20 protein-coding genes are annotated in these 22,104 nt (G+C 60.4%); 11 read left to right on the top strand and 9 right to left on the bottom strand.

All coding sequences use genetic code 11. The features are described 5' to 3' along the window. The first annotated feature begins 304 nt into the window (after positions 1–304). The 3 genes from AABM55_RS03385 to AABM55_RS03375 all read left to right on the top strand — a co-directional run bounded on the left by AABM55_RS03385 (position 305) and on the right by AABM55_RS03375 (position 2,221). On the top strand, positions 305–1,579 hold the full coding sequence (locus AABM55_RS03385; protein WP_347928826.1) for an MFS transporter: 1,275 nt from the start codon (positions 305–307) through the stop codon (positions 1,577–1,579). Between the two features lie 61 nt (positions 1,580–1,640). Then, positions 1,641–1,919, top strand: a complete 279-nt coding sequence (locus AABM55_RS03380; RefSeq protein WP_054595487.1) for a type II toxin-antitoxin system RelE/ParE family toxin — start codon at positions 1,641–1,643, stop codon at positions 1,917–1,919. 14 nt (positions 1,920–1,933) lie between these two features. Further along, the gene (locus AABM55_RS03375; protein WP_173860029.1) at positions 1,934–2,221 is read left to right on the top strand and encodes a HigA family addiction module antitoxin; all 288 of its coding nucleotides are present in this window, start codon (positions 1,934–1,936) and stop codon (positions 2,219–2,221) included. Between the two features lie 6 nt (positions 2,222–2,227). Here the strand turns inward: AABM55_RS03375 and AABM55_RS03370 are convergent, their stop codons facing one another. Both AABM55_RS03370 and AABM55_RS03365 read right to left on the bottom strand, forming a co-directional pair. Further along, positions 2,228–2,779 (bottom strand): DJ-1 family glyoxalase III, encoded by a 552-nt coding sequence (locus AABM55_RS03370; protein WP_103316880.1) that lies wholly within the window; start codon positions 2,777–2,779, stop codon positions 2,228–2,230. A gap of 80 nt (positions 2,780–2,859) precedes the next feature. Then, entirely contained in the window at positions 2,860–3,318 is a 459-nt protein-coding gene (locus AABM55_RS03365; RefSeq protein ID WP_347928825.1) for a DUF4879 domain-containing protein, read from the bottom strand. A gap of 215 nt (positions 3,319–3,533) precedes the next feature. Between AABM55_RS03365 and AABM55_RS03360 the strand changes: the two genes are divergently transcribed. Then, positions 3,534–4,829, top strand: a complete 1,296-nt coding sequence (locus AABM55_RS03360) for an NCS2 family permease (protein WP_019691579.1) — start codon at positions 3,534–3,536, stop codon at positions 4,827–4,829. Further along, positions 4,826–5,905 carry a tRNA (uridine(54)-C5)-methyltransferase TrmA gene (trmA, locus tag AABM55_RS03355; RefSeq protein ID WP_347928824.1) on the top strand — a complete coding sequence of 360 codons (1,080 nt, stop codon included), beginning with the start codon at positions 4,826–4,828 and terminating at the stop codon, positions 5,903–5,905. Before AABM55_RS03360 ends, trmA begins: the two co-directional genes overlap by 4 nt. Positions 5,906–5,960: 55 nt before the next feature. Here trmA and AABM55_RS03350 read toward each other — a convergent pair whose 3' ends face one another. Beyond that, entirely contained in the window at positions 5,961–6,854 is an 894-nt protein-coding gene (locus AABM55_RS03350) for a PA4780 family RIO1-like protein kinase (RefSeq protein WP_054595482.1), read from the bottom strand. A 368-nt stretch (positions 6,855–7,222) separates the two neighbouring features. On the opposite strand from AABM55_RS03350, the gene AABM55_RS03345 reads away from it, so the two are divergent. After that, positions 7,223–9,169, top strand: a complete 1,947-nt coding sequence (locus AABM55_RS03345; RefSeq protein WP_347928823.1) for a methyl-accepting chemotaxis protein — start codon at positions 7,223–7,225, stop codon at positions 9,167–9,169. A gap of 180 nt (positions 9,170–9,349) precedes the next feature. On the opposite strand, the gene AABM55_RS03340 is transcribed toward AABM55_RS03345, so the two are convergent. Beyond that, complete coding sequence (locus AABM55_RS03340; RefSeq protein WP_054595480.1) at positions 9,350–10,141, bottom strand: helix-turn-helix transcriptional regulator; 792 nt, start codon at positions 10,139–10,141, stop codon at positions 9,350–9,352. Positions 10,142–10,224: 83 nt separating this feature from the next. On the opposite strand from AABM55_RS03340, the gene AABM55_RS03335 reads away from it, so the two are divergent. Beyond that, complete coding sequence (locus AABM55_RS03335; protein ID WP_347928822.1) at positions 10,225–11,253, top strand: bile acid:sodium symporter family protein; 1,029 nt, start codon at positions 10,225–10,227, stop codon at positions 11,251–11,253. Here the strand turns inward: AABM55_RS03335 and AABM55_RS03330 are convergent. Next, positions 11,240–12,517, bottom strand: a complete 1,278-nt coding sequence (locus tag AABM55_RS03330; protein ID WP_347928821.1) for an acetyl-CoA C-acetyltransferase — start codon at positions 12,515–12,517, stop codon at positions 11,240–11,242. The two genes, AABM55_RS03335 and AABM55_RS03330, sit on opposite strands and share 14 nt — an antisense overlap. A gap of 118 nt (positions 12,518–12,635) precedes the next feature. Here AABM55_RS03330 and AABM55_RS03325 point away from each other — a divergent pair, with 118 nt between their 5' ends. Together AABM55_RS03325 and AABM55_RS03320 are read left to right on the top strand one after the other, a co-directional pair. Further along, on the top strand, positions 12,636–13,988 hold the full coding sequence (locus AABM55_RS03325) for a 3-oxoacyl-ACP reductase (RefSeq protein ID WP_347928820.1): 1,353 nt from the start codon (positions 12,636–12,638) through the stop codon (positions 13,986–13,988). A 2-nt stretch (positions 13,989–13,990) separates the two neighbouring features. Then, the gene (locus AABM55_RS03320; protein WP_347928819.1) at positions 13,991–14,845 is read left to right on the top strand and encodes a MaoC/PaaZ C-terminal domain-containing protein; all 855 of its coding nucleotides are present in this window, start codon (positions 13,991–13,993) and stop codon (positions 14,843–14,845) included. Positions 14,846–14,865: 20 nt separating this feature from the next. Here AABM55_RS03320 and AABM55_RS03315 read toward each other — a convergent pair whose 3' ends face one another. Continuing rightward, positions 14,866–15,315, bottom strand: coding sequence for a DMT family transporter (locus AABM55_RS03315; protein WP_103316900.1), 450 nt, complete (start codon positions 15,313–15,315; stop codon positions 14,866–14,868). A gap of 389 nt (positions 15,316–15,704) precedes the next feature. Between AABM55_RS03315 and AABM55_RS03310 the strand changes: the two genes are divergently transcribed. Then, complete coding sequence (locus AABM55_RS03310; protein WP_347928818.1) at positions 15,705–17,261, top strand: collagen-like triple helix repeat-containing protein; 1,557 nt, start codon at positions 15,705–15,707, stop codon at positions 17,259–17,261. Between the two features lie 199 nt (positions 17,262–17,460). Then, entirely contained in the window at positions 17,461–19,131 is a 1,671-nt protein-coding gene (locus tag AABM55_RS03305; RefSeq protein ID WP_347928817.1) for a POTRA domain-containing protein, read from the top strand. 57 nt (positions 19,132–19,188) lie between these two features. Here the strand turns inward: AABM55_RS03305 and AABM55_RS03300 are convergent, their stop codons facing one another. The 3 genes from AABM55_RS03300 to AABM55_RS03290 form a co-directional block, all read right to left on the bottom strand. After that, positions 19,189–21,264: an autotransporter outer membrane beta-barrel domain-containing protein gene (locus AABM55_RS03300; RefSeq protein WP_347928816.1), complete on the bottom strand. Its 2,076-nt coding sequence runs from the start codon at positions 21,262–21,264 to the stop codon at positions 19,189–19,191. 179 nt (positions 21,265–21,443) lie between these two features. Beyond that, positions 21,444–21,647: a Flp family type IVb pilin gene (locus tag AABM55_RS03295; protein WP_347928815.1), complete on the bottom strand. Its 204-nt coding sequence runs from the start codon at positions 21,645–21,647 to the stop codon at positions 21,444–21,446. Positions 21,648–21,685: 38 nt separating this feature from the next. Further along, positions 21,686–22,099, bottom strand: coding sequence for a response regulator (locus AABM55_RS03290; protein ID WP_054595470.1), 414 nt, complete (start codon positions 22,097–22,099; stop codon positions 21,686–21,688). Positions 22,100–22,104 lie beyond the last annotated feature (5 nt).

The raw sequence follows: 22,104 nt of genomic DNA, 5'->3' as shown, positions 1-22,104 counted from the left end.
TTTTTTACAACCATCGCAACGCAGGGAGTCTGGCCATCTGGCCGTCAGAGCAAATCCACCAAGGGTTTTGATCTGGATCAAGTAACGATGAAAGAGTAGTCCCATTTTCAGCGCCCGACTGTGTGGTCTTTTGCCGCGTGACAGGTTGCCTCACCGTTCTGTTCAGGGCTGCGGTATTGGCTGTGGCGAAGACAGGACGCGGGCTTCAGGATAGGTGTCTAGCTAACTAAATTCTCCGCACACGCAACTTCAGGTTACAAGTTGGTGATAATCTCGATTTTTCCTCGCTCAGAACTACCCGCCGATGCCGACCCAAGCCCCGCTGTTGTTGCGCCATCACCGCCCATTCATTGCCTTCTGGCTGGCGCGGGTGTTCACCGCCAGCGGTTTCCAGATGCTTACCGTGGCCATCGGCTGGAATCTCTACCAACTCACCGGCAACGTGCTGGACCTGGGTCTGGTCGGGCTCGTGGAGTTCGCGCCACGGGTGTTGTTCATGCTCCACACCGGGCATGTGGCAGACCGCTATGACCGGCGCAAGGTCGCGGCCATCTGCCAGTCCGTGCAGGCGATGATCGCGCTCGCCCTGGCGATTGGCAGTGCCACTGACCACGTCACCCGCGAGATGATCTTCATCCTCGCGTTCCTGCTCGGCGCCGCCCGCTCATTCGAAATGCCGACCACCCAGGCCTTATTGCCGACGATTGTCCCCAGTGCACTGTTTCCGCGCGCGGTGGCCGCGTCCCAGTCGGCTCAGCAATCGGCAACCATCGTCGCGCCAGCGCTGGGTGGTTTGCTGTATGCCTTCGGCAGCGTCTGGGTGTATGGCCCGACGGTGATTTTGTACCTCATCGCCTGCAGCCTGATGCTCAACCTGCCCGCACGACAAACCCCGCTGAACAAGGGCAAGGCGACCCTGGATTCATTGCTTGCAGGGATTCGCTTCATTCGCAGCCGCCCGGACATTCTTGGGGCGATCTCCCTGGATTTGTTCGCGGTATTGCTCGGGGGCGCCACGGCGCTGCTGCCGGTATTTGCCAAGGACATCCTGCTGACCGGCCCCTGGGGACTCGGGCTGCTGCGCTCGGCGCCAGCGGTCGGGGCCTTGTTGATGTCGTTATGGCTGGCGCGGTTTGCCGTGGAGCGCAACGTCGGACGGGTCATGTTCACCGCCGTCGGGGTGTTCGGCGTCGCAACGATCGCCTTCGGTCTGTCGACCTCGTTCTGGTTCTCGCTGGCGGTGCTGGTGGTGCTCGGAGCCGCCGACATGATCAGCATGGTGATCCGCGCGTCCTTCGTGCAACTGGAAACCCCGGACGAAATGCGCGGCCGGGTCAGCGCGGTGAACGGCTTGTTCATCGGTGCCTCGAACCAGTTGGGCGAATTCGAATCCGGACTCACCGCCCACTGGTTCGGCACCGTACCGGCGGTGGTCATGGGCGGAATCGGTACGCTGCTGGTCACCGGGACATGGATCAAACTGTTCCCGACCCTGGCCCAACGCGACCGTATGCATGTGCCGGTAGATGAAACGAAGGCAAGTACCGAGCGTTTGCCAGGTGAACAAAGCAGCATTTAGGCGACGCAGGGCGGTACATAGTTAGTGCATAAGGTGTAATGTATCGCCTTACACTGACGCCATGATCAAATCCTTTCAGCACAAAGGCCTTCGTGGCTTCTATGAAACCGGTTCGACTCGTGGGATCCGCACCGATCATGCGAAACGCCTGGCCCGCATGTTGCCGTTCATGGATCGTGCACTGAGCCCGGGCGACCTGGACCTTCCCGGTTGGCGCCTGCATCCGCTCAAGGGCGATCTTCAGACCTATTGGTCACTGAACGTTTCCGGGAACTGGCGGCTGATTTTTCGCTTTATCGGTTCAGACATCGAACTGGTCGACTATCTGGACTATCACTGAACAGGAGGCAGGACATGCCTATGCACAACCCGCCACACCCTGGCGAAACACTTCTGCTGGATGTGTTGCCGGAACTCGGCGTCAGTATCACCGAGCTGGCCAAGCGGCTTGGCTACGCCCGCCCGCATTTCTCGCGGGTGCTTCACGGTCATGCCCCTATCAGCCCGGATCTGGCAGTACGGCTGGAGCGCGCCGGTATCGGCAAGGCAAGAACCTGGCTAGGCGTTCAGACTGACTACGATCTCTGGCAAGCCGAGCACCGCGAACAGCCCCCCATCGAGCGTTTCGCCGCCCAGGCGTGAAAGCCGCTACGCCAGCAACTCCCCCGCCACCGCAGCCCTGACGGCTTTGCCACACAGTCGTTCAACCAGCACCAAGGCAAACGCCAGGGCAGCGCTCGAACCTTGAGCGGTGATGCAGTTGCCGTCGATGACCACGGGTTGATCGACGAATGTGCAGCCGAGCAGTTGATGACTGGCCGCAGGCAGACAGGTCATGCGCCGCTGACGCAATACGCCAAAGGCTTGCAGTGCCAGCGCCGGCGACTCGGCGATACCGGCAAACATGCGCCCGGCGGCGGATTGATCCTGGACCAGCTGTAACAAGGGTTGATGAGCCGCCAGGCGCTGTGCGCCGACGGCGCCACCCGGCAAAACGACCAGATCGAAAGGTTGCGCCAACACATCGACCAGCATCGCGTCGGCAGTCAATCGGGTGCCACGGGCGCAGGTGAGCATGCGCCGTGACTCGATGCTCGCCACCACCACTTCGACTTTCGCCCGGCGCAACACGTCGATCAGTGTCACGGCTTGCAGGTCGTCGATACCTTCGGCAAGGGTAATCAGGGCTCTAAAGGTCATGGTCTGCGTCCACAGGGTGATCCTTAAAGCGTAGTCAGCTTTGTCGACAGATGTTCGAGCCTGCTGTTACCCAGTGAAAGTTACTTGATGTACAGCTGCGTCGACATCGTATTGCCCGGTGCATTGATCGAGGTATTGCTGAAGGTGAAAGTGCCTTCCTGCTTACCCGCCAGATCAAAGGTGTAGAGGTTGCCGACGATTTTGCTGGCCACCCCGGAGCATTCCGTCAGATTGCCGTTGCCATAGGCGCAGACAGGCGCCCGCACGCCATTGACTTCAAAGCCGTCCAGCGTTGCATTCGGCAGGCGGCCGTAGCCGATCTCCAGCACGTAGATCTTGATGTTGGGGCCTGCGTGATCGCACTTCGTCTTGTCCTGCCCTGGCGCAATATCTTCAATGCCGCAGGAGGTCGACTGGACCTTGAGCACCTTGACTTCGCTCAGCGGTGGTGCGGACGCTGCCAGTGCGGTGTGCGCACCGAGCAGCATGGCACCAGACAAGCCAAAAGCCAGAATCATCCTGTTCTTTATAGAAGACATATCCACTCCCAAAACCAGCGCGCAGTATGCCCCACTCCCTCAAACTGCAAAACATCGCCGACGATCAACGCCATTAGGCAGCCATAGCCGCACGCTGCTGGTATGATGCGCGGCTTTTTCCGACCGACAGAAAATACTCAGGCGCCTGGCACGGCCTGTGCTTTGCTGTTGAAGTCGATACATTCACGGCGCCGGGTGCGCCACGAGGAGCAGGCATGCTGGAAAGGCTGTTTCAACTCAAGGCACACAACACCAACGTGCGTACCGAGATTCTTGCCGGTATCACCACCTTTTTGGCCATGGCCTACATTCTGTTCGTCAACCCGAGCATCCTCGGCGAGACCGGCATGGACAAGGGCGCGGTGTTTGTCGCGACGTGCCTGGCAGCGGCCATTGGCTCGACGGTGATGGGCCTGATCGCCAACTACCCGATCGCGCTGGCGCCAGGCATGGGCCTGAACGCCTTCTTCACCTACACCGTTGTCCTGCACATGGGCCATACCTGGCAAGTGGCGCTGGGGGCGGTGTTCATCTCGGCGGTCATGTTTTTCCTGTTGTCGATCTTTCGCATCCGCGAATGGATCATCAACAGCATCCCGCTGGCCTTGCGCTCGGCGATTGCCGCCGGTATCGGTCTGTTCCTGGCGCTGATCGCCCTGCACAACGCCGGCATCGTGGTCAGCAACCCGGCGACCATGGTTGGCCTCGGCGACCTGAAACAACCGGCACCGATCCTGGCGACCCTGGGTTTTGCGCTGATCGTCGCCCTCGAAGCCCTGAAAGTGCGCGGTGCCGTGCTGATCGGCATCCTGGCGGTGACCATCGTTTCCATCGCCCTGGGCTTCACACCGTTCGGCGGCGTGATGGCGATGCCACCTTCGCTGGCGCCGACCTTCCTGCAACTGGACATCAAGGGCGCGCTGGACATCGGCCTGGTCAGTGTGATTTTCGCTTTCCTGTTCGTCGACCTGTTCGATAACTCCGGCACCCTGATCGGCGTCGCCAAGCGCGCCGGCCTGATGGGCAAGGACGGCCACATGCCGAAAATGGGTCGTGCACTGATCGCCGACAGCACCGCGGCCATGGCCGGTTCCCTGCTGGGCACCTCGACCACCACCAGTTACATCGAGTCGGCAGCGGGCGTCAGTGCCGGCGGTCGTACCGGCCTGACAGCCGTCGTAGTGGCCATTCTGTTCCTGCTGGCGTTGTTCTTCGCGCCACTGGCCGCCAGCGTACCGGCCTTCGCCACCGCACCGGCCTTGCTGTTCGTCGCCGTACTGATGACCTCCGGCCTGGCGGAAATAGACTGGGACGACATCACCGTTGCCGCGCCCGTGGTCGTTACCGCGCTGGCCATGCCGTTCACTTACTCCATTGCCAACGGTATCGCGTTCGGGTTCATTTCCTGGACCGCTATCAAGTTGCTGTCCGGCCGTGGCCGTGAGCTGAACTCGGCGTTGGTGGTTCTGTCGATTCTGTTCGTGATCAAGTTGGGTTGGTTCAACGCATGACTTTCGATTCCCAGGCTTACACCACTCAGCTCGAAGAAAAGGCCACGCGCCTGCGTGACCTGCTGGCGCCGTTCGATGCACCAGAACCTGCGGTGTTCGACTCGCCGCTGGCGAACTTTCGCCTGCGCGCCGAATTCCGCTTGTGGCGCGAAGCCGGCGAGCGTCATTACGCGATGTTCTCCCAGGAAGACAAACGCACGCCGATCCTGATCGAAGAGTTCCCGATCGCAAGCCTGCGCATCAACCAGTTGATGCCGCAGCTCAAGGCCGCCTGGCAAGCCAGCGCCGCCCTGAGCCACAAGCTGTTTCAGGTGGAGTTCCTGACCACCCTGGCCGGCGATGCGATGATCACCTTGTGTTATCACCGCCCGCTGGACGAGCATTGGCACGCGGCCGCGTCGAAACTGGCCGCCGACCTCAACGTCAGCGTAATCGGTCGCTCCAAGGGCAAACGCGAAGTGATCGGCCATGATTATGTGGTCGAGAAACTTGAAGTCGGTGGTCGCACCTTCAGCTATCGCCAACCGGAAGGCGCGTTCACCCAGCCGAACGGTACGGTGAACCAGAAGATGCTCAACTGGGCTTACGACGCTCTGGGTGATCGTTGCGACGATTTGCTGGAGTTGTATTGCGGTAACGGCAACTTCACCCTGCCGCTGGCGACCCGCGTGCGCAAAGTGCTGGCCACCGAAATCAGCAAGACCTCGGTGAATGCGGCGCTGAGCAACCTCAGTGAAAACGCTGTGGATAACGTCACCCTGGTGCGTCTGTCTGCCGAAGAGCTGACCGAAGCGCTGAATGAAGTTCGCCCGTTCCGCCGTTTGCACGGCATTGATCTGAAGAGCTACGAGTTCGGTAGCGTGTTCGTCGACCCACCGCGCGCCGGCATGGACCCGGACACGTGCGAGCTGACCCGACGCTTCGAGAACATTCTGTATATCTCGTGCAATCCGGAAACGCTGGCGGCCAACATCGCCCAATTGCACGACACCCACCGCATCACCCGCTGTGCGATGTTCGATCAGTTCCCGTGGACGCACCACATGGAATCCGGGGTCTTGCTGACCCGGCGTTGATTGCATTCGCTCAATACAAAAAATCCGGCCGAAGCCGGATTTTTTATTCAACCGATCACTGCATCCACGGTGGAGGCGGTTCTTCGGTTTTACCTGGTGGGGCGTCGTCTGCGGCGCGAACCGCTTGCCGTCGCTCCTCGTCAAGGCGTGCGGCCTCGATCTCACGCATGATGCCGCCCACGTCCGCCAGCTCTTCCGGCTCGTCGAACTCACCGGTCAGGACGCTGGCCGGGTGCAGGGTGCCGGCTTCATACAGGGCCCACATTTCCTTGGCGTACTTGGTCCGCTTCAACTCCGGCGCAAAACGCCCGAAGTACGAGGCCATGTTGCCCACGTCGCGCTCCAGCATGCTGAACGCGTGGTTGTTGCCAGCAGCATCGACTGCCTGGGGCAAGTCGATGATCACCGGACCATCCGGGGTCAGCAGTACGTTGAACTCGGACAGGTCACCGTGCACCAGACCGGTACACAGCATCAGCACGATCTGTGAAATCAGGAAGGCGTGGTATTCACGCGCCTGATCCGCTTCCAGCACCACGTCATTGAGACGCGGCGCGGCATCGCCGTACTCGTCCGCCACCAGTTCCATCAGCAGCACGCCTTCCAGGAAGTCGAACGGCTTGGGGACTCGCACCCCGGCACTGGCCAAACGGAACAATGCCGCAACCTCGGCGTTCTGCCAGGCGTCTTCGGTTTCTTTACGACCGAACTTGGAGCCCTTGGCCATCGCGCGAGCCTGACGGCTGTTACGGACCTTGCGACCTTCCTGATACTCGGCCGCCTGACGAAAACTTCGTTTATTCGCCTCCTTGTAAACCTTGGCGCAACGTAACTCGTTGCCGCAGCGCACCACATAAACAGCTGCTTCTTTACCACTCATGAGTGGGCGCAGCACCTCGTCAACCAGACCGTCCTCGATCAGCGGTTCAATGCGTTTTGGAGTCTTCATCAGCTTTTATTGTGGGTCCTTTATTACCAAACACGCGAATGTCATTCGTTATACGGCAATCCTCTCCCGTCGGGGAGGGGTTGCCGACCTATGAACGTTGCAGATGCACCCAATGTGCCAGATTAATCAGGTAAACCCTGTTGAGCGACGAAGATCATAGCCGAGAGTCAGCCGCACGTTGGCGACTGGATCAGCAGGCATTTGCGACAGCGTCTGAGATCAGACAAGCCACTCTTTGTAGGATTTTTACCAATAGTCCTCAATTTCCGCCCCTGGCGGCCGAAGTCATCAAAGAGAAAGGAGTTTGTCCGACAATCCGCGGGGCGTCAGCACTACGTGGGCTTAATAAGAAAAAAACTGGAGCGCGGATGAACATCAAACAAAAACTGACGTGGGCGTTTGCAATCATCGCCTGCTTGCCAGTTGTGCTGGTTGCCACCCTGGTGGTCATGAACCTGCGCAGCGATGCCAAAGATAACTTTGTCGACGGCAGCGGTCGAGAGATCCGCCAGGTCAGCAACGCCATGCAACTGTTCTTCGACGGCATCAGCCAGAACGTCAACTACCTGGCCTCCCAGCCGCTGATCAAAAACACCGACGCCAGTCTCAAAACCTACATGAGCGCCAATGCGACGGAAATTCCGCAAGGCGAGATGGACAAGCAGGTGTTTGCCTTGCTGCAAGACCTGGGCGCCAGTCATCCGTCGTACGCGTACGCCATCGTCGGCACCAGTGCCGGGGGTTACGTGTCCTGGCCCGATGACCCGAAACTGGCCAATTACGACCCGCGCCAACGTCCCTGGTACAAGGCAGCGCAAGCCAAACCGGGCAAACCGTTTCGCACCGAGGCTTATTACTGGGCTCAGGATGATGCGACTTACGTCAGTACCGTGCGTACCCTCGACAACAAGCTCGGCACCAATGGCGGCGTGGTCAGCATCGACGTGACGCTCAAGCAGCTCACCGAGATCGTCAAACAGATCAAGCTCGGTGAAACCGGCTACCTGATGCTGATGGAAAACAACGGCACGGTGCTGGTCGACCCGAAACAGCCAGAGCACAACTTCAAAGCGCTGGGCAGCCTGGGCGACGGTTACGCGCAACTGGCCAAGGCTGGCAAAGGCCTGGTCGAAGTCGAGTTGAACGGCGAGCGCTACATGGCCAACGTCTGGCCGTCGGAGCAACTGGGCTGGACCTTCATCGGCCTGATCAAGCAAACCGACGTGATGAGCTCTGCCACTGCGCTGACTTGGCTGATCGCGATCATCGCCGCCGTACTGGCGGTATTCTTCGCCGTGGTCGGCGCCAGTTTCGCCAGCCTCATCGTGCGGCCGATCCGCAGCGTCGCCAGCGGTCTGGAAGGCATCGCCCAAGGTCAAGGTGACTTGACCCAGAACCTGCAGATCCGGGGCAGCGACGAAACCGCGCAACTGGCCAACTGGTTCAACCAGTTCCTCGCCGCGATTCGCAGCCTGATCCAGCACATCGGCGGCGCTGCGACCAAAATTCTTGCCAACTCGCAAAGCGCGACCCAAGTCTCCAGCGACATGGCCGACGCCGCCGGGCGCCAACGTGAAGCGGTGGACATGGTGTCCACGGCGTTCCACGAGATGGTCGCCACCGCCAACGAAGTCGCGCGCTCCTGTAGCCAGGCCGCCGAGTCGGCCGACAGCGGCCAGCGTCAGGCCCGCGAAGGGCAGCAACAGATCGATGCCGCCGTGCACAGCGTCGACAAGTTGAGCCAGGAAATCGAGCAGTCGGCGCAGTCGATGCAGCAGCTGGAACGCGACAGCAATGACATTCAGTCAATCCTCGGCACCATTCGCTCCATCGCCGAGCAAACCAACCTGCTGGCACTGAACGCTGCGATCGAAGCGGCTCGCGCTGGCGAGCAGGGTCGTGGTTTTGCGGTGGTGGCCGATGAGGTTCGCGCACTGGCCAAACGCACGGCCGATTCCACCGCGGAAATCGACGGACTGCTCGGCAACCTGGCCAAGCGTACCAGCCAGGTCACCCAGCAAATGCACGCCAGCCTCGAGGTGTCGCAACAGTCGGTCAGCCGGATCGGCGAAGCGCGCAACAGTTTCGGGCAGATTCGCGAATCGGTGGATGTGATCCGCGACATGAACACCCAGATCGCCACCGCCGCCGAAGAACAGCATCAGGTCGCCGAAGACATCAACCGCCACATCAGCCAGATCCATGGCGATGCGCAGTTGGTGGCCGAACTGGCCAACTCGGCACGGCTCGACTCCCAGAGTCTGGCGGGGTTGTCGAATGAGCTGGACGGGTTGGTTCGGCGGTTCCGTACTTAATCACCTCGATCGCCCCAGCAGACACTGCCCCCTGTGGCGAGGGAGCTTGCTCCCGCTGGAGCGCGAAGCGGTCCCCATTCAGTCAACGCGGTCTATCAGGTAGACCACATTTTCTGGATTACGACTGCTTCGCCCGAGCGCGGACCGGCCGGCCGGCGGGAGCAAGCTCCCTCGCCACAATTACTGTTTGAACAACTCTCCCGGGGTAAACCCGAACAGGCTTTTGAACGCGGCAATAAACGCCGACGTCGAGTCATAACCGCTGGACAGCGCCGCCGTGGTCACGCTGTTACCGTCTTCCAGCAAACTCAATGACGACAACAGCCGCATGCGCTGGCGCCAGCTGCGGAAACTCAATCCGGTTTCACGCTGGAACAGGCGCATCAAGGTTTTCTCCGACGTCCCCAATCGTTCGGCCCATTCATGCAACGTCACGTTCTGTTCAGGGCTTTCGATCAGTTCGTTACACAACCCAAGCAAACGCGGGTGACGTGGCAACGGCAGAGAGAAACCGACTTCCGGCAGGCTCGCCAGCTGATCCAGCAGCACCTCGACCAGGCGTGCTTCACGGCTGTCACCCTCTGGGTAGTCCACCGGCAACAGGCAAAAACTCTTGATCAGCTCACGCGCCAGCGGCGTGACTTCCAGCACCCGACAACGCTCGTCCGCCCAGGCACATGCCTCACGCCGCACATAGAGACTGCGCATTTCCGCGCGCATCGAAGTCACCACCTGGTGTTCCAGGTCAGCCGGAATCCAGATCCCCCACTGCGGCGGCGCAAAGAAACTGCCCTCGGCGGTGTGTACGCCGAGCACGCCACTGATGGCGTAGGAAAACTGCACCCAATCGTGGCGATGAGGTGGCGTCCACGAGCCGGCGCTGAGGCTCTCCGCACGGGCAAACAGCGGGCGCGGCAACGCTGTCAGGGTCGGGATGGTCCGTTCGAGGGAAATTTGTCCGTTAGCCGGCATTGGTTGGCCTTATGTCGCAAGACGGGCGAAAGTCTTGACATTAGGCTAGGTCATCCCTTCTGACAATGCCTTCGGTGCCCGTTATGCATGCCTTCAAACACCTCAAACGCGTGGTCACCGACTGGTTCCTGTGCGGGATGCTGATCGCCACGCTGCTGTCCTGGGTCTTCCCGCACTTCGGTGCAACGGGGGGCGCGATGCATGCTGAGTGGGTGATCAACATTGGCGTGTTCCTGGTGTTCTTCCTGCACGGGGTCAACCTGTCGAGCGAGCAAATCCGCCACGGTTTGAAAAACTGGCGCCTGCACCTGATGGTCCAGGGCTTCACCTTTCTGGTGTTCCCGCTGATCTGGCTGATAAGCGACAAGCTGCTGGGCTCACACATTCCGTCGCTGCTGATGCTCGGGTTCTTCTACCTGTGCGCCCTGCCCTCGACCATTTCCTCTTCCGTGGCCTTGACCGGCAGCGCCGGTGGCAACGTGCCGGCGGCGATTCTCAACGCGAGCCTGTCCAGCGTACTGGGAATTTTCCTCACGCCATTACTGGTGAGCCTGGTGGTGGGCAGCGGCGCTGGCGGCATCGACCTGGGTTCAACCCTGCTCGATCTCTGTGCCATGTTGCTGTTGCCGCTGGTACTGGGTCAGTTGCTGCGGCCGCTGTTCGGCAAGTTTTTCAGTCGCCACAAGCGCTACACCAACATCGTCGACAAACTGGTGATCCTGCTGCTGGTCTACGCGGCGTTCTGCAACTCGATGGTTTCCGGGATGTGGCAGCAACAGGGCAACACGGTGATTCTCAACGCATTGGTCGGTAGTGCCGTGTTGCTGGCGATCATTCTGTGGATGACCACCCGCACCGCCCGTGCCCTGAAGTTCAGCCCCGCCGATGAGATCGCTGCTGTGTTCTGCGCCAGTAAAAAATCCCTGGCCGCCGGTGCACCGATGGCCGCGCTGATCTTCGGTGCCAACCCGGGGCTCGGTCTGATCCTGTTGCCGATCATGATCTATCACCCGCTGCAGTTGATCGTCTGCTCGGTGATGGCCGAGCGTTATGCCAACCGCAATCGGGTATTGGCCGAACAACAAAACACTGCGGTTCTCAGCGCTCAATAATGGCGGTCACTCCCTGACCTCCGGCGGCGCAGATCGAGATCAATCCGCGCCCCTTCCCGGCGGCGTCGAGCAGCTTGGCAAGGTTGGCGACGATGCGCCCACCGGTCGCGGCAAACGGATGCCCGGCGGCCAGTGAACTGCCTTTGACGTTGAGTCGGCTGCGGTCGATCGAGCCTAGCGCAGCATCGAGGCCGAGCCGGTTTTTGCAGTAATCCGGGTCTTCCCAGGCCTTCAAGGTGCAGAGCACTTGCGCGGCGAAGGCTTCGTGGATTTCGTAGTAGTCGAAGTCCTGCAAGGTCAGGCCGTTGCGTGCCAGCAAACGCGGCACGGCGTAGACCGGCGCCATCAGCAATCCTTCGGCGCCGTTGACGAAATCCACCGCTGCCGCTTCGCCGTCGCGCCAGTAAGCGAGGATCGGCAGGCCGCGCTCTTTCGCCCACTCCTCACTGCCGAGCAGCACCAGCGACGCGCCATCGGTCAGCGGTGTCGAGTTGCCGGCGGTGAGCGTGCCTTTGTCGCTCTTGTCGAATGCCTGTTTCAACGACGCGAGTTTTTCCAGCGTCACGTCCGGGCGCAGGTTGTTGTCGCGGGTCAGGCCGAGGAACGGGGTCATCAGATCGTTCTGCCAGCCCTCGGCGTAGGCCGCGGCCATTTTCTGGTGGCTTTCCAGCGCCAGCTGATCCTGCTCGGCACGGGGAATGTTCCAGGTCTGCGCCATCAACTCGCAATGCTGCCCCATCGATAGCCCCGTACGCGGTTCGCCGTTACGCGGAAACTCGGGGATCAAATGCCGGGGACGCAATTGCAGGAAAGTCTTCAGCTTGTCGCCGGTGCTCTTGGCACGATTGGCTTGCAGCAGAATCTTGCGCAAGCCGTCGCTGACACTGATCGGCGCATCGGATGTGGTGTCGACACCACCGGCAATGCCGCAGTCGATCTGCCCCAGGGCAATCTTGTTCGCCACCAGCAACGCCGCTTCCAGCCCGCTGCCGCAGGCCTGCTGAATGTCATAGGCCGGGGTGGTCGGTGACAGTCGCGAGCCGAGCACACATTCGCGGGTCAAGTTGAGGTCCCGGGAAAGCTTGAGTACCGCCCCCGCCACCACTTCGCCCATGCGCAGGCCATGCAGGTTGTAGCGTTCGATCAAGCCTTCGAGCGCCGCCGTCAGCATTGACTGATTACTGGCAGTGGCATACGGCCCGTTGGAGCGAGCAAAAGGAATGCGATTACCGCCGATGATCGCAACGCGGCGCAACTGAGTCATGAAAAGCTCCTATTCTGTGAAAGGCATAACCCACAAGCGTAGGCCTTATCTCGTGGGTCGAACGACTGATCGCGATTCATGGTCCACACCTTGAACCCCCACTGCCGGAGAGCCTTCCATGTCTGACCGCTATATCGACTTCGCCAATTCGGCCCTCGGCCACCGCCTGGTCGGGGCCCTTGGCCTGCCGTCGCCGGTTCGTCTGGAACGCTGGGAGGCCGGTCGCCTGCGGCCCGTCAATGGCGCGCTGTTGATCGGTGGCGGCCCGCTGTCACAGAACGTCAGCGCGTTCGCCAACAAACTCACCGAGCAGATTTACAGCTACGGCCCTGAACCCTTGCTGGCCCAGGCATGGATTCCGGGCCACGGTCCCAAGCTCAAGGCCGTGGTGTTCGACGCCAGTGACCTGATGCAGACCGGGCAGCTCAAGCAGCTGCGTGAGTTCTTCCAGCCGTTGATGAAAAACCTCGAGCACAGCGCCCATCTGGTGATTTTCGGGCGCGCACCGGAAACCTTGAGTGACCCGTTCGCCGCCAGTGCCCAACGTGCACTCGAAGGCTTCAGTCGCTCGCTGGCCAAAGAGTTGCGCAGTGGCGGCACCTTGCAGTTGCTGTATGTCGGCGCCGGGGCTGAAGGCCAACTCGAAGGGGCGCTGCGGTTTTTCCTCTCGCCAAAGAGTGCTTATGTCTCGGGACAGGTTGTGCGGCTGAATGCTTGCGACACTCAGGTCCAGGACTGGACTCGCCCGTTGGCGGGGCGCACGGCGCTGGTCACGGGCGCCGCTCGCGGGATCGGCGCATCGATCGCCGAAACTCTGGCCCGCGACGGTGCGCAGGTGGTGCTGCTCGACGTACCACCGGCCAAGACCGATCTCGATGCCCTCGCCGCCCGCCTCGGCGGCCACAGCATCACCCTCGATATCTGCGCCGAAGACGCCGCTGCGCAATTGATCGAGCAATTACCGAACGGCATCGACATTGTGGTTCATAACGCGGGCATCACCCGCGATAAAACCCTGGCCAACATGACACCGGAATTCTGGGATGCGGTGCTTGCAGTGAACCTGAATGCACCGCAAGTATTGACCAAAGCGCTGCTCGACGGCGGCGCCCTGCACGATAACGCTCGGGTGATTCTGCTGGCGTCGATCAGCGGCATCGCCGGCAATCGCGGGCAAGCCAATTACGCCGCGAGCAAGGCCGGACTGATCGGTCTGGCGCAGGCCTGGGCGCCACTGTTGGCAGCGCGCGGAATCAGCATCAACGCCGTCGCCCCTGGCTTTATCGAAACCCGAATGACCGCACAGATTCCATTTACCTTGCGTGAGGCCGGGCGACGCATGAGTTCACTGGGCCAAGGCGGACTGCCGCAAGACGTTGCTGAAGCCGTCGCCTGGCTGGCCCAACCCGGCAGCGGCGCGGTCAGCGGGCAGGCGCTGCGGGTGTGTGGGCAAAGTGTCTTGGGGGCCTGAACATGGAAACAGATTGGCATTCACAGAGCACTACACCGTACTTGCCCGAGTTATATTGGCGGGCGGCGACGCGGCGCAAGATCACCGGCACCACCCTGCCCGAGGATGGCTTTCGTTGCTGGGTCAACGTTGACCTCAAGCGTTTGGCAGCCTATCGCAAGGTGTGCGGGTTTACCGATAACGGCCTGTTGCCACCGACCTATCCTCATGTGCTGGCGTTCGCCCTGCAGATGCAATTGCTCACGGCCAGGACGTTTCCGTTTCCGCTGCTGGGGCTGGTTCACCTGGCCAATCGCATCCGTATTCTGCGCCCCTTGGGCGCAGTCGCTCGAGTGCGGGTAAGCGTGCGGGTGCAGAACCTGCAACCCCACGCCAAGGGCGCGGTGTTTGAGTTGATCACCACGATTGACGACGCACTCGGGCCGCTCTGGGAAGCCGAAAGCCAGATGCTCTGCAAAGGCGTGAAGCTTCCCGGCGAAGCAATTGAGCCGTCGACGGATTCTGCCCTGACCATGAACGAGGTCACCCGCTGGTGGGCGCCCAGTGAGATTGGCCGGCGCTACGCCAGGGTTTCCGGTGACTACAACCCGATTCACCTGAGCGCTCTCAGCGCCAGACTCTTCGGTTTCCCCCGGGCCATCGCCCACGGTTTGTGGATCAAGGCGCGCACCCTCGCGGCCCTGAGCGGGCATCTGCCGACGTCGAACATCGAGATTGCCGTGCAGTTCAAGAAGCCCGTGCGCTTGCCCAGCGAGGTCTGCTTGCTGACCAGCGTTGCCGGCTCAAGCGGTGACTTCAAGGTGATCGGCGCCGGGGATCTGGAACACATGTCCGGCACCTGGCGACCGCTTGCCTGAAACGGCTCAGCCGCGCCGAATCAGCCGCGCCTGATAAAGAACACACCCGCCATAATCAACACCAGCCCGGCAATTTTGCCGGCGCTGACGGGTGCTTCGCGAAACCCGGCCCAGCCGAAATGATCCAGGGTCATCGCCATCCCCAGTTGCCCGGCCAGCACCAGTGCCATGAACAGCATGGCGCCGATGCGCGGTCCGGCGAAAGCCGCCGTGGTAATAAAAAATGCACCGAGCAGACCACCGCTCCAGTGCCACCAGGTCAGGCTTTTGAGTGTCTCCAATGCCGGGGTTTCACGCTGGATCAGGACCAGCAGAAACAACGCCACGGTGCCGACAAAAAACGAAATCAGCGCGGCAGCCAGTACGCTCGACACCTGTTTGGCCAACTGGCCATTGATACCGGCCTGCAAGGGCAAAAACGCACCCGCGACAAAAGGCAGGCAAAGCAACCACCAGACGGGGGCCGGCATGCTGTTCTCCACTGAGTAAATGAGGCGCGCAGTATACGCCGCCCTCGGATGAACCGTGGGCGACATTTGCGTGCAGCCACGCCTGATCGCCCCCGGTTAATTGTATATATATAACTTAAGTTTTTCGAAGTGCCTCACGGCTTTCAAGAAAACACCGCTCATTGATTTATAAGGATTTTATTATAAGAAAGCGCACCATTTCACACCGTTGGTATTAGCCCTCAAGTACAACCCGATCCGCGATATATAAGTGGTTAATACCAAGTTGAGAATGGCATGAAACAGCACCTGCATTAGATAGATAAGCAACGGACGAGGCATTGCCAGCAACAGAACTGGCAGGCCATCGAAAACAGTGATCGTTGTGACAGGTGCAAGGAAACTTACTCATGAGCTCTCACGTTTTGTTGAAAACCAGTACTGCATTGGCGTTGGTCCTGAGTCTCAGCCTGACCGGTTGCAGCAGCGGCGGTGGCGGTCATCACAGCAGTCCCGGCAGCTCATCACCTGATAGCGCCGCGGGTGCCGCAGGTGCAGGCGGCTCCAGTGGTTCGGGTAGCAGCGGTGGTACGGACGGCAGTGGTGGCGGTACGGCGGGTACTGGCGGAACCGGTGGCACTACCGGCGGCACGGCAGGAACAGGCGGAACCGGTGGCACTACCGGCGGCACGGCAGGTACTGGCGGAACCGGTGGCACTACCGGCGGCACGGCAGGAACAGGCGGAACCGGTGGCACTACCGGCGGCACGACAGGAACAGGCGGCGGGACTGGCGGAACCGGTGGCGGCACCACCAGCCCTGCCCTGACAACCAGTACGCTGGTTTCCGATCTGGGCAATACCATCAGCGGTGTAGGTGCTGGCGTGAGCGATCTCGGCACTGCCGTCGCGCCCCTTCCGGTAGTCGGCGGCGTCCTCCAAAGTGCCGTCAACACCACGGGCAATGTGGTCGATAGCCTGGGCAGCGGCCTGAGCGGCGGGCTGGGAACACTGGCTTCCAACCCATTGGCGGTGAGTAGCACCACAGCGGTGGTCGGTAATGTCGTGACTGACGTCGGCAACGGCGTGACGGATCTGAGCGGCAAACTGTCGACAACCACTCAAAGCATTCCTCTGGTCGGCGGCCTGATCACCCAGGTTGCACCCGTGGTGAGTGGGGTAGGCAATAGTGTTTCCATGCTCGGCAACACCTTGAGCACCGTGACCAGCAGTGGTCCGCTGAGCTCGTTGAGCAATGGTGTGGGCACCAACACGCTGGTTCCGGTGGTCACATTGGCTGAAGGACTGACTGGAAAGGTCGCCAGTGCCACCGGGCTAAGCGCCCCGGTCAATGGTCTGCTCAACAACGTCAGCGGCGCACTCAGTGGTTTGGGCAGCAATGTCGCCACCTCGAGCACCAGCAATCCGCTGACCAACATCGTCGGTGGCGCACTGGCTAACACGGCAACCACCACTGGCGCGGCCGGTGGCCTGACGAGCACGTCGGGTACGGCGGGTGGAGTGGGTGGTCTGACGGGCAGCGGGCTGCTGGAAACCGTCGGCGGTGCAGTCGTGAATGTCGCTGGCGGACTCAACGCCGGCAGCACCAACCCAACGATCAGCTCTGCCGCAGTAACGGGCGGCTCGGCGGGTAACCTGGTGGCTGGAACAGGTACGCTCCTGGGTGGTACGGGTATCGCCAATACGGCGCCGACCGCGCCTCTGGCCGCAGTTGGCGCAACGCTCGGTGCTGCGTTGAATCCGGTCACCAGCGGTGTCGCCATCAGCGGCGCAGGCACCAACATCACCGCTGCCGCCACCAACCCGGTTGTCACTGCGGTCAGCAATACCGTGACCGCCGCAGGGACTACCGTCAGCAACCTGCTCACCGGCACGACCTCTGGCGGTACTACCAGTGGGCTCGGCGTGCTGGGCAGTTTGACCGGCACACTGACGGGTACCAAGTAGTCATTGCACCTGGCCGATTCGACGGCCATTCCTACAGCGCCTACGCTTGGTTGGAGACGGAGGATTCAAATGGGTCTTCCGTCTTTTTCTATGTTGGCGCAAGACCTCGGCTGTCTCCGAATCACGTCCTCAGAACCTGACGGGAACAGCTGATCGAAGATCCTTTCGCAATGCTGCGGTTTTGATCATGGGGTGTTCTATGCGCGCTTTGACTTGCTTGCTGCTGCTCATCTGTTGCTCTGGTGTTTATGCCGACTCCCTCCCCGCTTTCCTCAATAGCAACGAAACCACCCGCAACCTGCCTGTCCCCAACCTGCCTGCCGATGCCTACCGTCCGGCCACGCCAAAGCTGCAAGTCCCGGAGCCTGCCACCACCTCGGCACAACCCTTGACGATGGGCACCAAGGTCAGCGTGCGCACCGTGCAAATTGAAGGCGGGACCCTTTACCCGTTGCGCGAACTGGGGGCCGTCTATCAACCGTTGCTTGGCCATGAAACCACGCTCGCGCAACTGATCGAAGCGACACGCAGCATCACCCGACGCTATCAGGAGGATGGTTATTTGCTGTCCTACGCGTTTCTGCCACAGCAAACCTTCGATAAAGGCGTGGTGCGCGTGGTGTTGGTAGAGGGCTATATCAAGGACTATCAATTGCAGGGCGATGTCGGTCGGGTAAAGAGCCTGCTCGACAAACTGGTGGCCAAGCTGCAGGCCGAACGCCCGCTGACGCGCAAGACTTTCGAGCGCTACACCACCTTGATGAGCCGCATTCCCGGCGTCACTGTACAAGCGCAAGTGCCGCCACCGGGCACTACCGACGGCGCGACCTACTTGATCGCGCAGGCCAGTCGCAAACCGTTCGCCAGTAGCCTGAGCACCACCGAAGACAACCGCAAAGGCACCAAAGCCTTGCTCGGTGTCAGCAGCAACTCGCAAACGTCGATGGGTGAGCAGATCACCCTCAGCGGTCTTTTTCCACCGGGCGATGACCACGAAAAATACTACCGCCTGGACTACAACCAGTTCCTCAATGCCGAAGGCACGCAGCTATTGTTGTCCGGTTCGAGCTACCGCGCCGACCCGGCGACGCTTGTGCAACTGGACAACGGCCTGCAACTCAAATCACACCGCGAAAACGATCGCTACTCCATTGGGTTCAGCCATCCACTGATTGCCTCACCCACCCAACTGCTCACGCTCACCACGCGCTTGTATGCGGTCGACGACATGACCCGCTACAAAGTGCTGGGTTATCCGATTACGGTCGATGAAAAAACCGATGTCCGCGCCCTGGCCTTCGAAGGTGACTGGCGCAAAGCCGATGACCGACAACTGCGCATCATCAGTGGCGGCGTGTACCAGGGCATCAATGGCATGGGTGCCAACACCAACAACCCGACCTATGACCTGGACTTCTTCCGCCTGCGACTCTCGGGTGTGCAAAGCAACAAGTTCTTCGACAACTGGCAAGGTGTGCTGTCAGCCGCGCTGTACTGGACCGACGACACCCTGCCTGACAGTGAGCGTGCGGTATTCGGCGGGCAGAACTTCGGTCGTGGCTACCCCGACGACCAGGCCTCCGGCGACAAGGGCTGGGGCGCGGCTTATGAAGTCAACTACAGCTTCAATCGCGCCGGTAACTGGGTGCGCATCCTGCAACCCTACGTAGTACTGGACCGCGCGAAAACCTGGTTCAACACCCTGCCGATACAAGGCAGTAACCTGTCCTCGGTGGCCGTCGGCCTGCGCTTCGGTGACGCCAGGTACTACAACATCGCCCTTGAAGCGGGCAAGGCCATGTCCGATGAAGCACTGGACACTTTCAATCGGCGTACGCGTTACAGCATCAGTTTCAGCTACCAGTTGTAGAGCCGCAGAAACAAAACGACCCGCTCATGGCGGGTCGCTTGGGTGACAGCCAATCAATCAGAAGTCGTAGCGAACCTTGGCGGTGAAGGTGTCTGCATTGAAGTCGGCTTTGGTCAGGTAATCATACGAACCGCCCACGCTCCACGCCCCGATCCGGTAGGTGGCGCCCAGACCCAGCTCATAACTGTCACGCGCAGGTTTCGCACCGCTGGTGGTGAACGGTGTGCCGCCGAGCACAAAGGTCGAGGTCGCGTTGGCCTGGTCACCGATGAAGTCGTGCCACGCCATGGCCTTGGCTTCGGGTTGGAGGCTGCCGGCGCCGACATCGAAGGCCGCGGCCAGGCGTGCACCGAGGCCCATCTCACCCACTTCATAACGCTGGCTGCCGACGTTCAACGCGGCCGAACTGCCCTTCTCGCGGTACGCATCGATCGCCACGTTGGCATAGCGCGCACCGATCTGCGGCTCCAGCACTACCTGCTGATTGAAGCGCAAGGTGTAACCGGCCAACGCGTTCACGCCGAAGATATCACTGTCGTAATCGCCTTTGGCACGGGTGCCGGCGATGTAGCGTTTGGACTCGTTGGTATTCCAGCCATAGGTCAGCGAGGTGTCGACAAAGAAATTGTCGTGAGTCCAGTTGCCGTACAGCGTCAGCGCGTTACCGATCACATCGGTCTTGCTCCCGGCGTCGGACGTCACGTTGCTGTTCAGGTAGCTGTAAGCGATACCCAGCGTGGTGTCGGCATTCAACTGACCATCAGCGCCCACGGCGATACCCTGGCTGTTGGCGCTATAACCGGCGACACCGCCGCGCGAACCTTGATCGGCATCGCTGTTCAAGGCTTGCAGCCACACGCCTTTTTCGGCCAACACATCACCCGAGGACAAACCGCTGCGGGCACTGCTGGAGCGCGTGTTGATCACACTGTTGATCAACGACTGTCCGCTGACGGCAGCTTGGGTCGCACCGCCGCTGACGTCAGGAGTGAGCTTTTCAGCCAGTTTGGCCAGTTCGGCGTCGCTGCTGGCGTTGGCGAAGGCCTGGAACACTGGATCATGTTCATCCAGCTTGGTCATCAAGCCATTCGAGACACGCGCTGCCGCACTGGCGGCGTTCGAGGAACCACCGGCATTCAGAACGTTTTGCCCCACGACGGCCTCACCCTTGGCATCGACCAATGCCTTCACGTCGTTGCCCTCGACGCCGTAGCTCTTCACTTCCAGCAACGCCGAAGAAGACGAAACCGTCAGGTTTTCGCCGCCTTCCAGCTTGCCGGAGCTGATCAAGGTATAACGGGTACCGCCATTAGCCGTACGGAAGTCTTCGGAGCGCGCCTTCAACTCAAGACGAGCACCTGGGCCGATATCCGCCAGGCCGGTGACCTTGAGCACCGGAAGATTGGGGTTGGTGTCGTTGCCCAGGAACATATGCAACACCGAACTCGGCTCTTCCATGTCAAATTCGCCGATGATCGTGGTGTGGGCCTGCTGTAGCGTCAGCTCGCCCTTTTCCACCGTGATGTAGCCAGCCTTGATGGTCGAACCGTCGAAGTTCACATCACCATTGATCAACACGCCGGAAAGGCCCATCAGGTTGCCTTTGACGTTACCGCCATTCCAGTAAAAATAGGCGTTTCCGTCGTCGACCTGAATGGCTGCGTCACCGCCTTCGATCGAGCCACGGGATTGGCTGATCGACAGGAGAGGATAGGTATTCACCTGGTTACGAATATGGATGCCAAACCTTTCGCCGGAGATAAGGCCGGTGTTGTTAATGCTCGACAAGGTGTCTCTGGACGTAAGCGCGAACGAAGCGCCATCCAGTCGCAACGCTTCAGCGTTGGCGCCCGTGGCGGTGATCGTGCCTTGGTTGATCACAACGTTACCTATGCGGGTACCGATCAGTGCCATCCCGGTCGCGTTCATTCCGCTGACAGCGATATCGCCCGAATTCAGGACGTTGTTGGTGACAACGCTGCCCTGATCCTTGATGCCAAAAGCCCCGTCACCATAGACCTTGATCGAGCCGTCGTTGATCAGGTTCAAAGGTGCGGCAATAACAGGGGTATGAATCGCGGCAGCAGCCACGGAAAGCGCCAACAACGAGCGGCGCAGGCAAGAGGTGTTCAATGCAGGTTCCCTTCAGAAGCCTATGGAAGACGCGTTTTTCAGCAGGCGCGCCCAGCTTCTTTCAGGCATCCATACCGGCCAACCAGCGGGGGCTGGTTCAGGCGCGGGCAATATACAGGTGCCATCATTTAGACACCACCAAAAAATGCCAAATGAATGACGTCAGTTTTTTCAATGGGTCAAGTGACCTGCACGCCGCCCAATGCACCGACGACCTTGTTGAAGGTGGCTTTCACCGAATCCCCTAGCGGCGCGATAAAGGAAACAACTACCAGGGCCACCATCGCAACGATCAGCGCGTACTCAATCGCCGAAGCACCCTCGGTCCGGCTCATGAACAGCTGGAATCGAATGGACAGATACTGCACAAAATGAAGGAACATACGACTTCTCCTGCAAGATGTAGAACACTCTGAAGGTTCTAAGGACTGACACGGTGCATCTTCGATTGCGGGAACAGGTTGTCCAGGGTCTCCAGAAGGCGAACGTGATAGATCGGTTTGCGAAACAGGTCCAGCACCTGCAAGCGCAGCATGTCGCTGACGTCGTCCATGTCGGCATGGCCGGAGGTCACGATCACCGGCAAGTGCTGTCGGGATGTGTGTTCACGCAAACGGCGGATCAATGACATGCCACTTTCTTCGGGCATGCACAGATCGGTGATGACCAACGCGATATCGGGGTGACGAGTCAGATGCTGCAACGCGAGTTTGACCGAGGTTGCGGTGTAGCAACAAAAGCCCTCGCCCTCCAGCAATTCCGCAAGTTCCAACAGGGCGTCTTCTTCGTCGTCCACCAAAAGCAACTGTTGGCGCGCAGTTGAAGAAGCGTTCATGTGCG

The sequence above is a fragment of the Pseudomonas helvetica genome, assembly GCF_039908645.1.
Taxonomy (GTDB): domain Bacteria; phylum Pseudomonadota; class Gammaproteobacteria; order Pseudomonadales; family Pseudomonadaceae; genus Aquipseudomonas; species Aquipseudomonas helvetica.
Note: the sequence above shows the minus strand (reverse complement) of the source record. Positions and strands in the feature narration are given on the sequence as shown.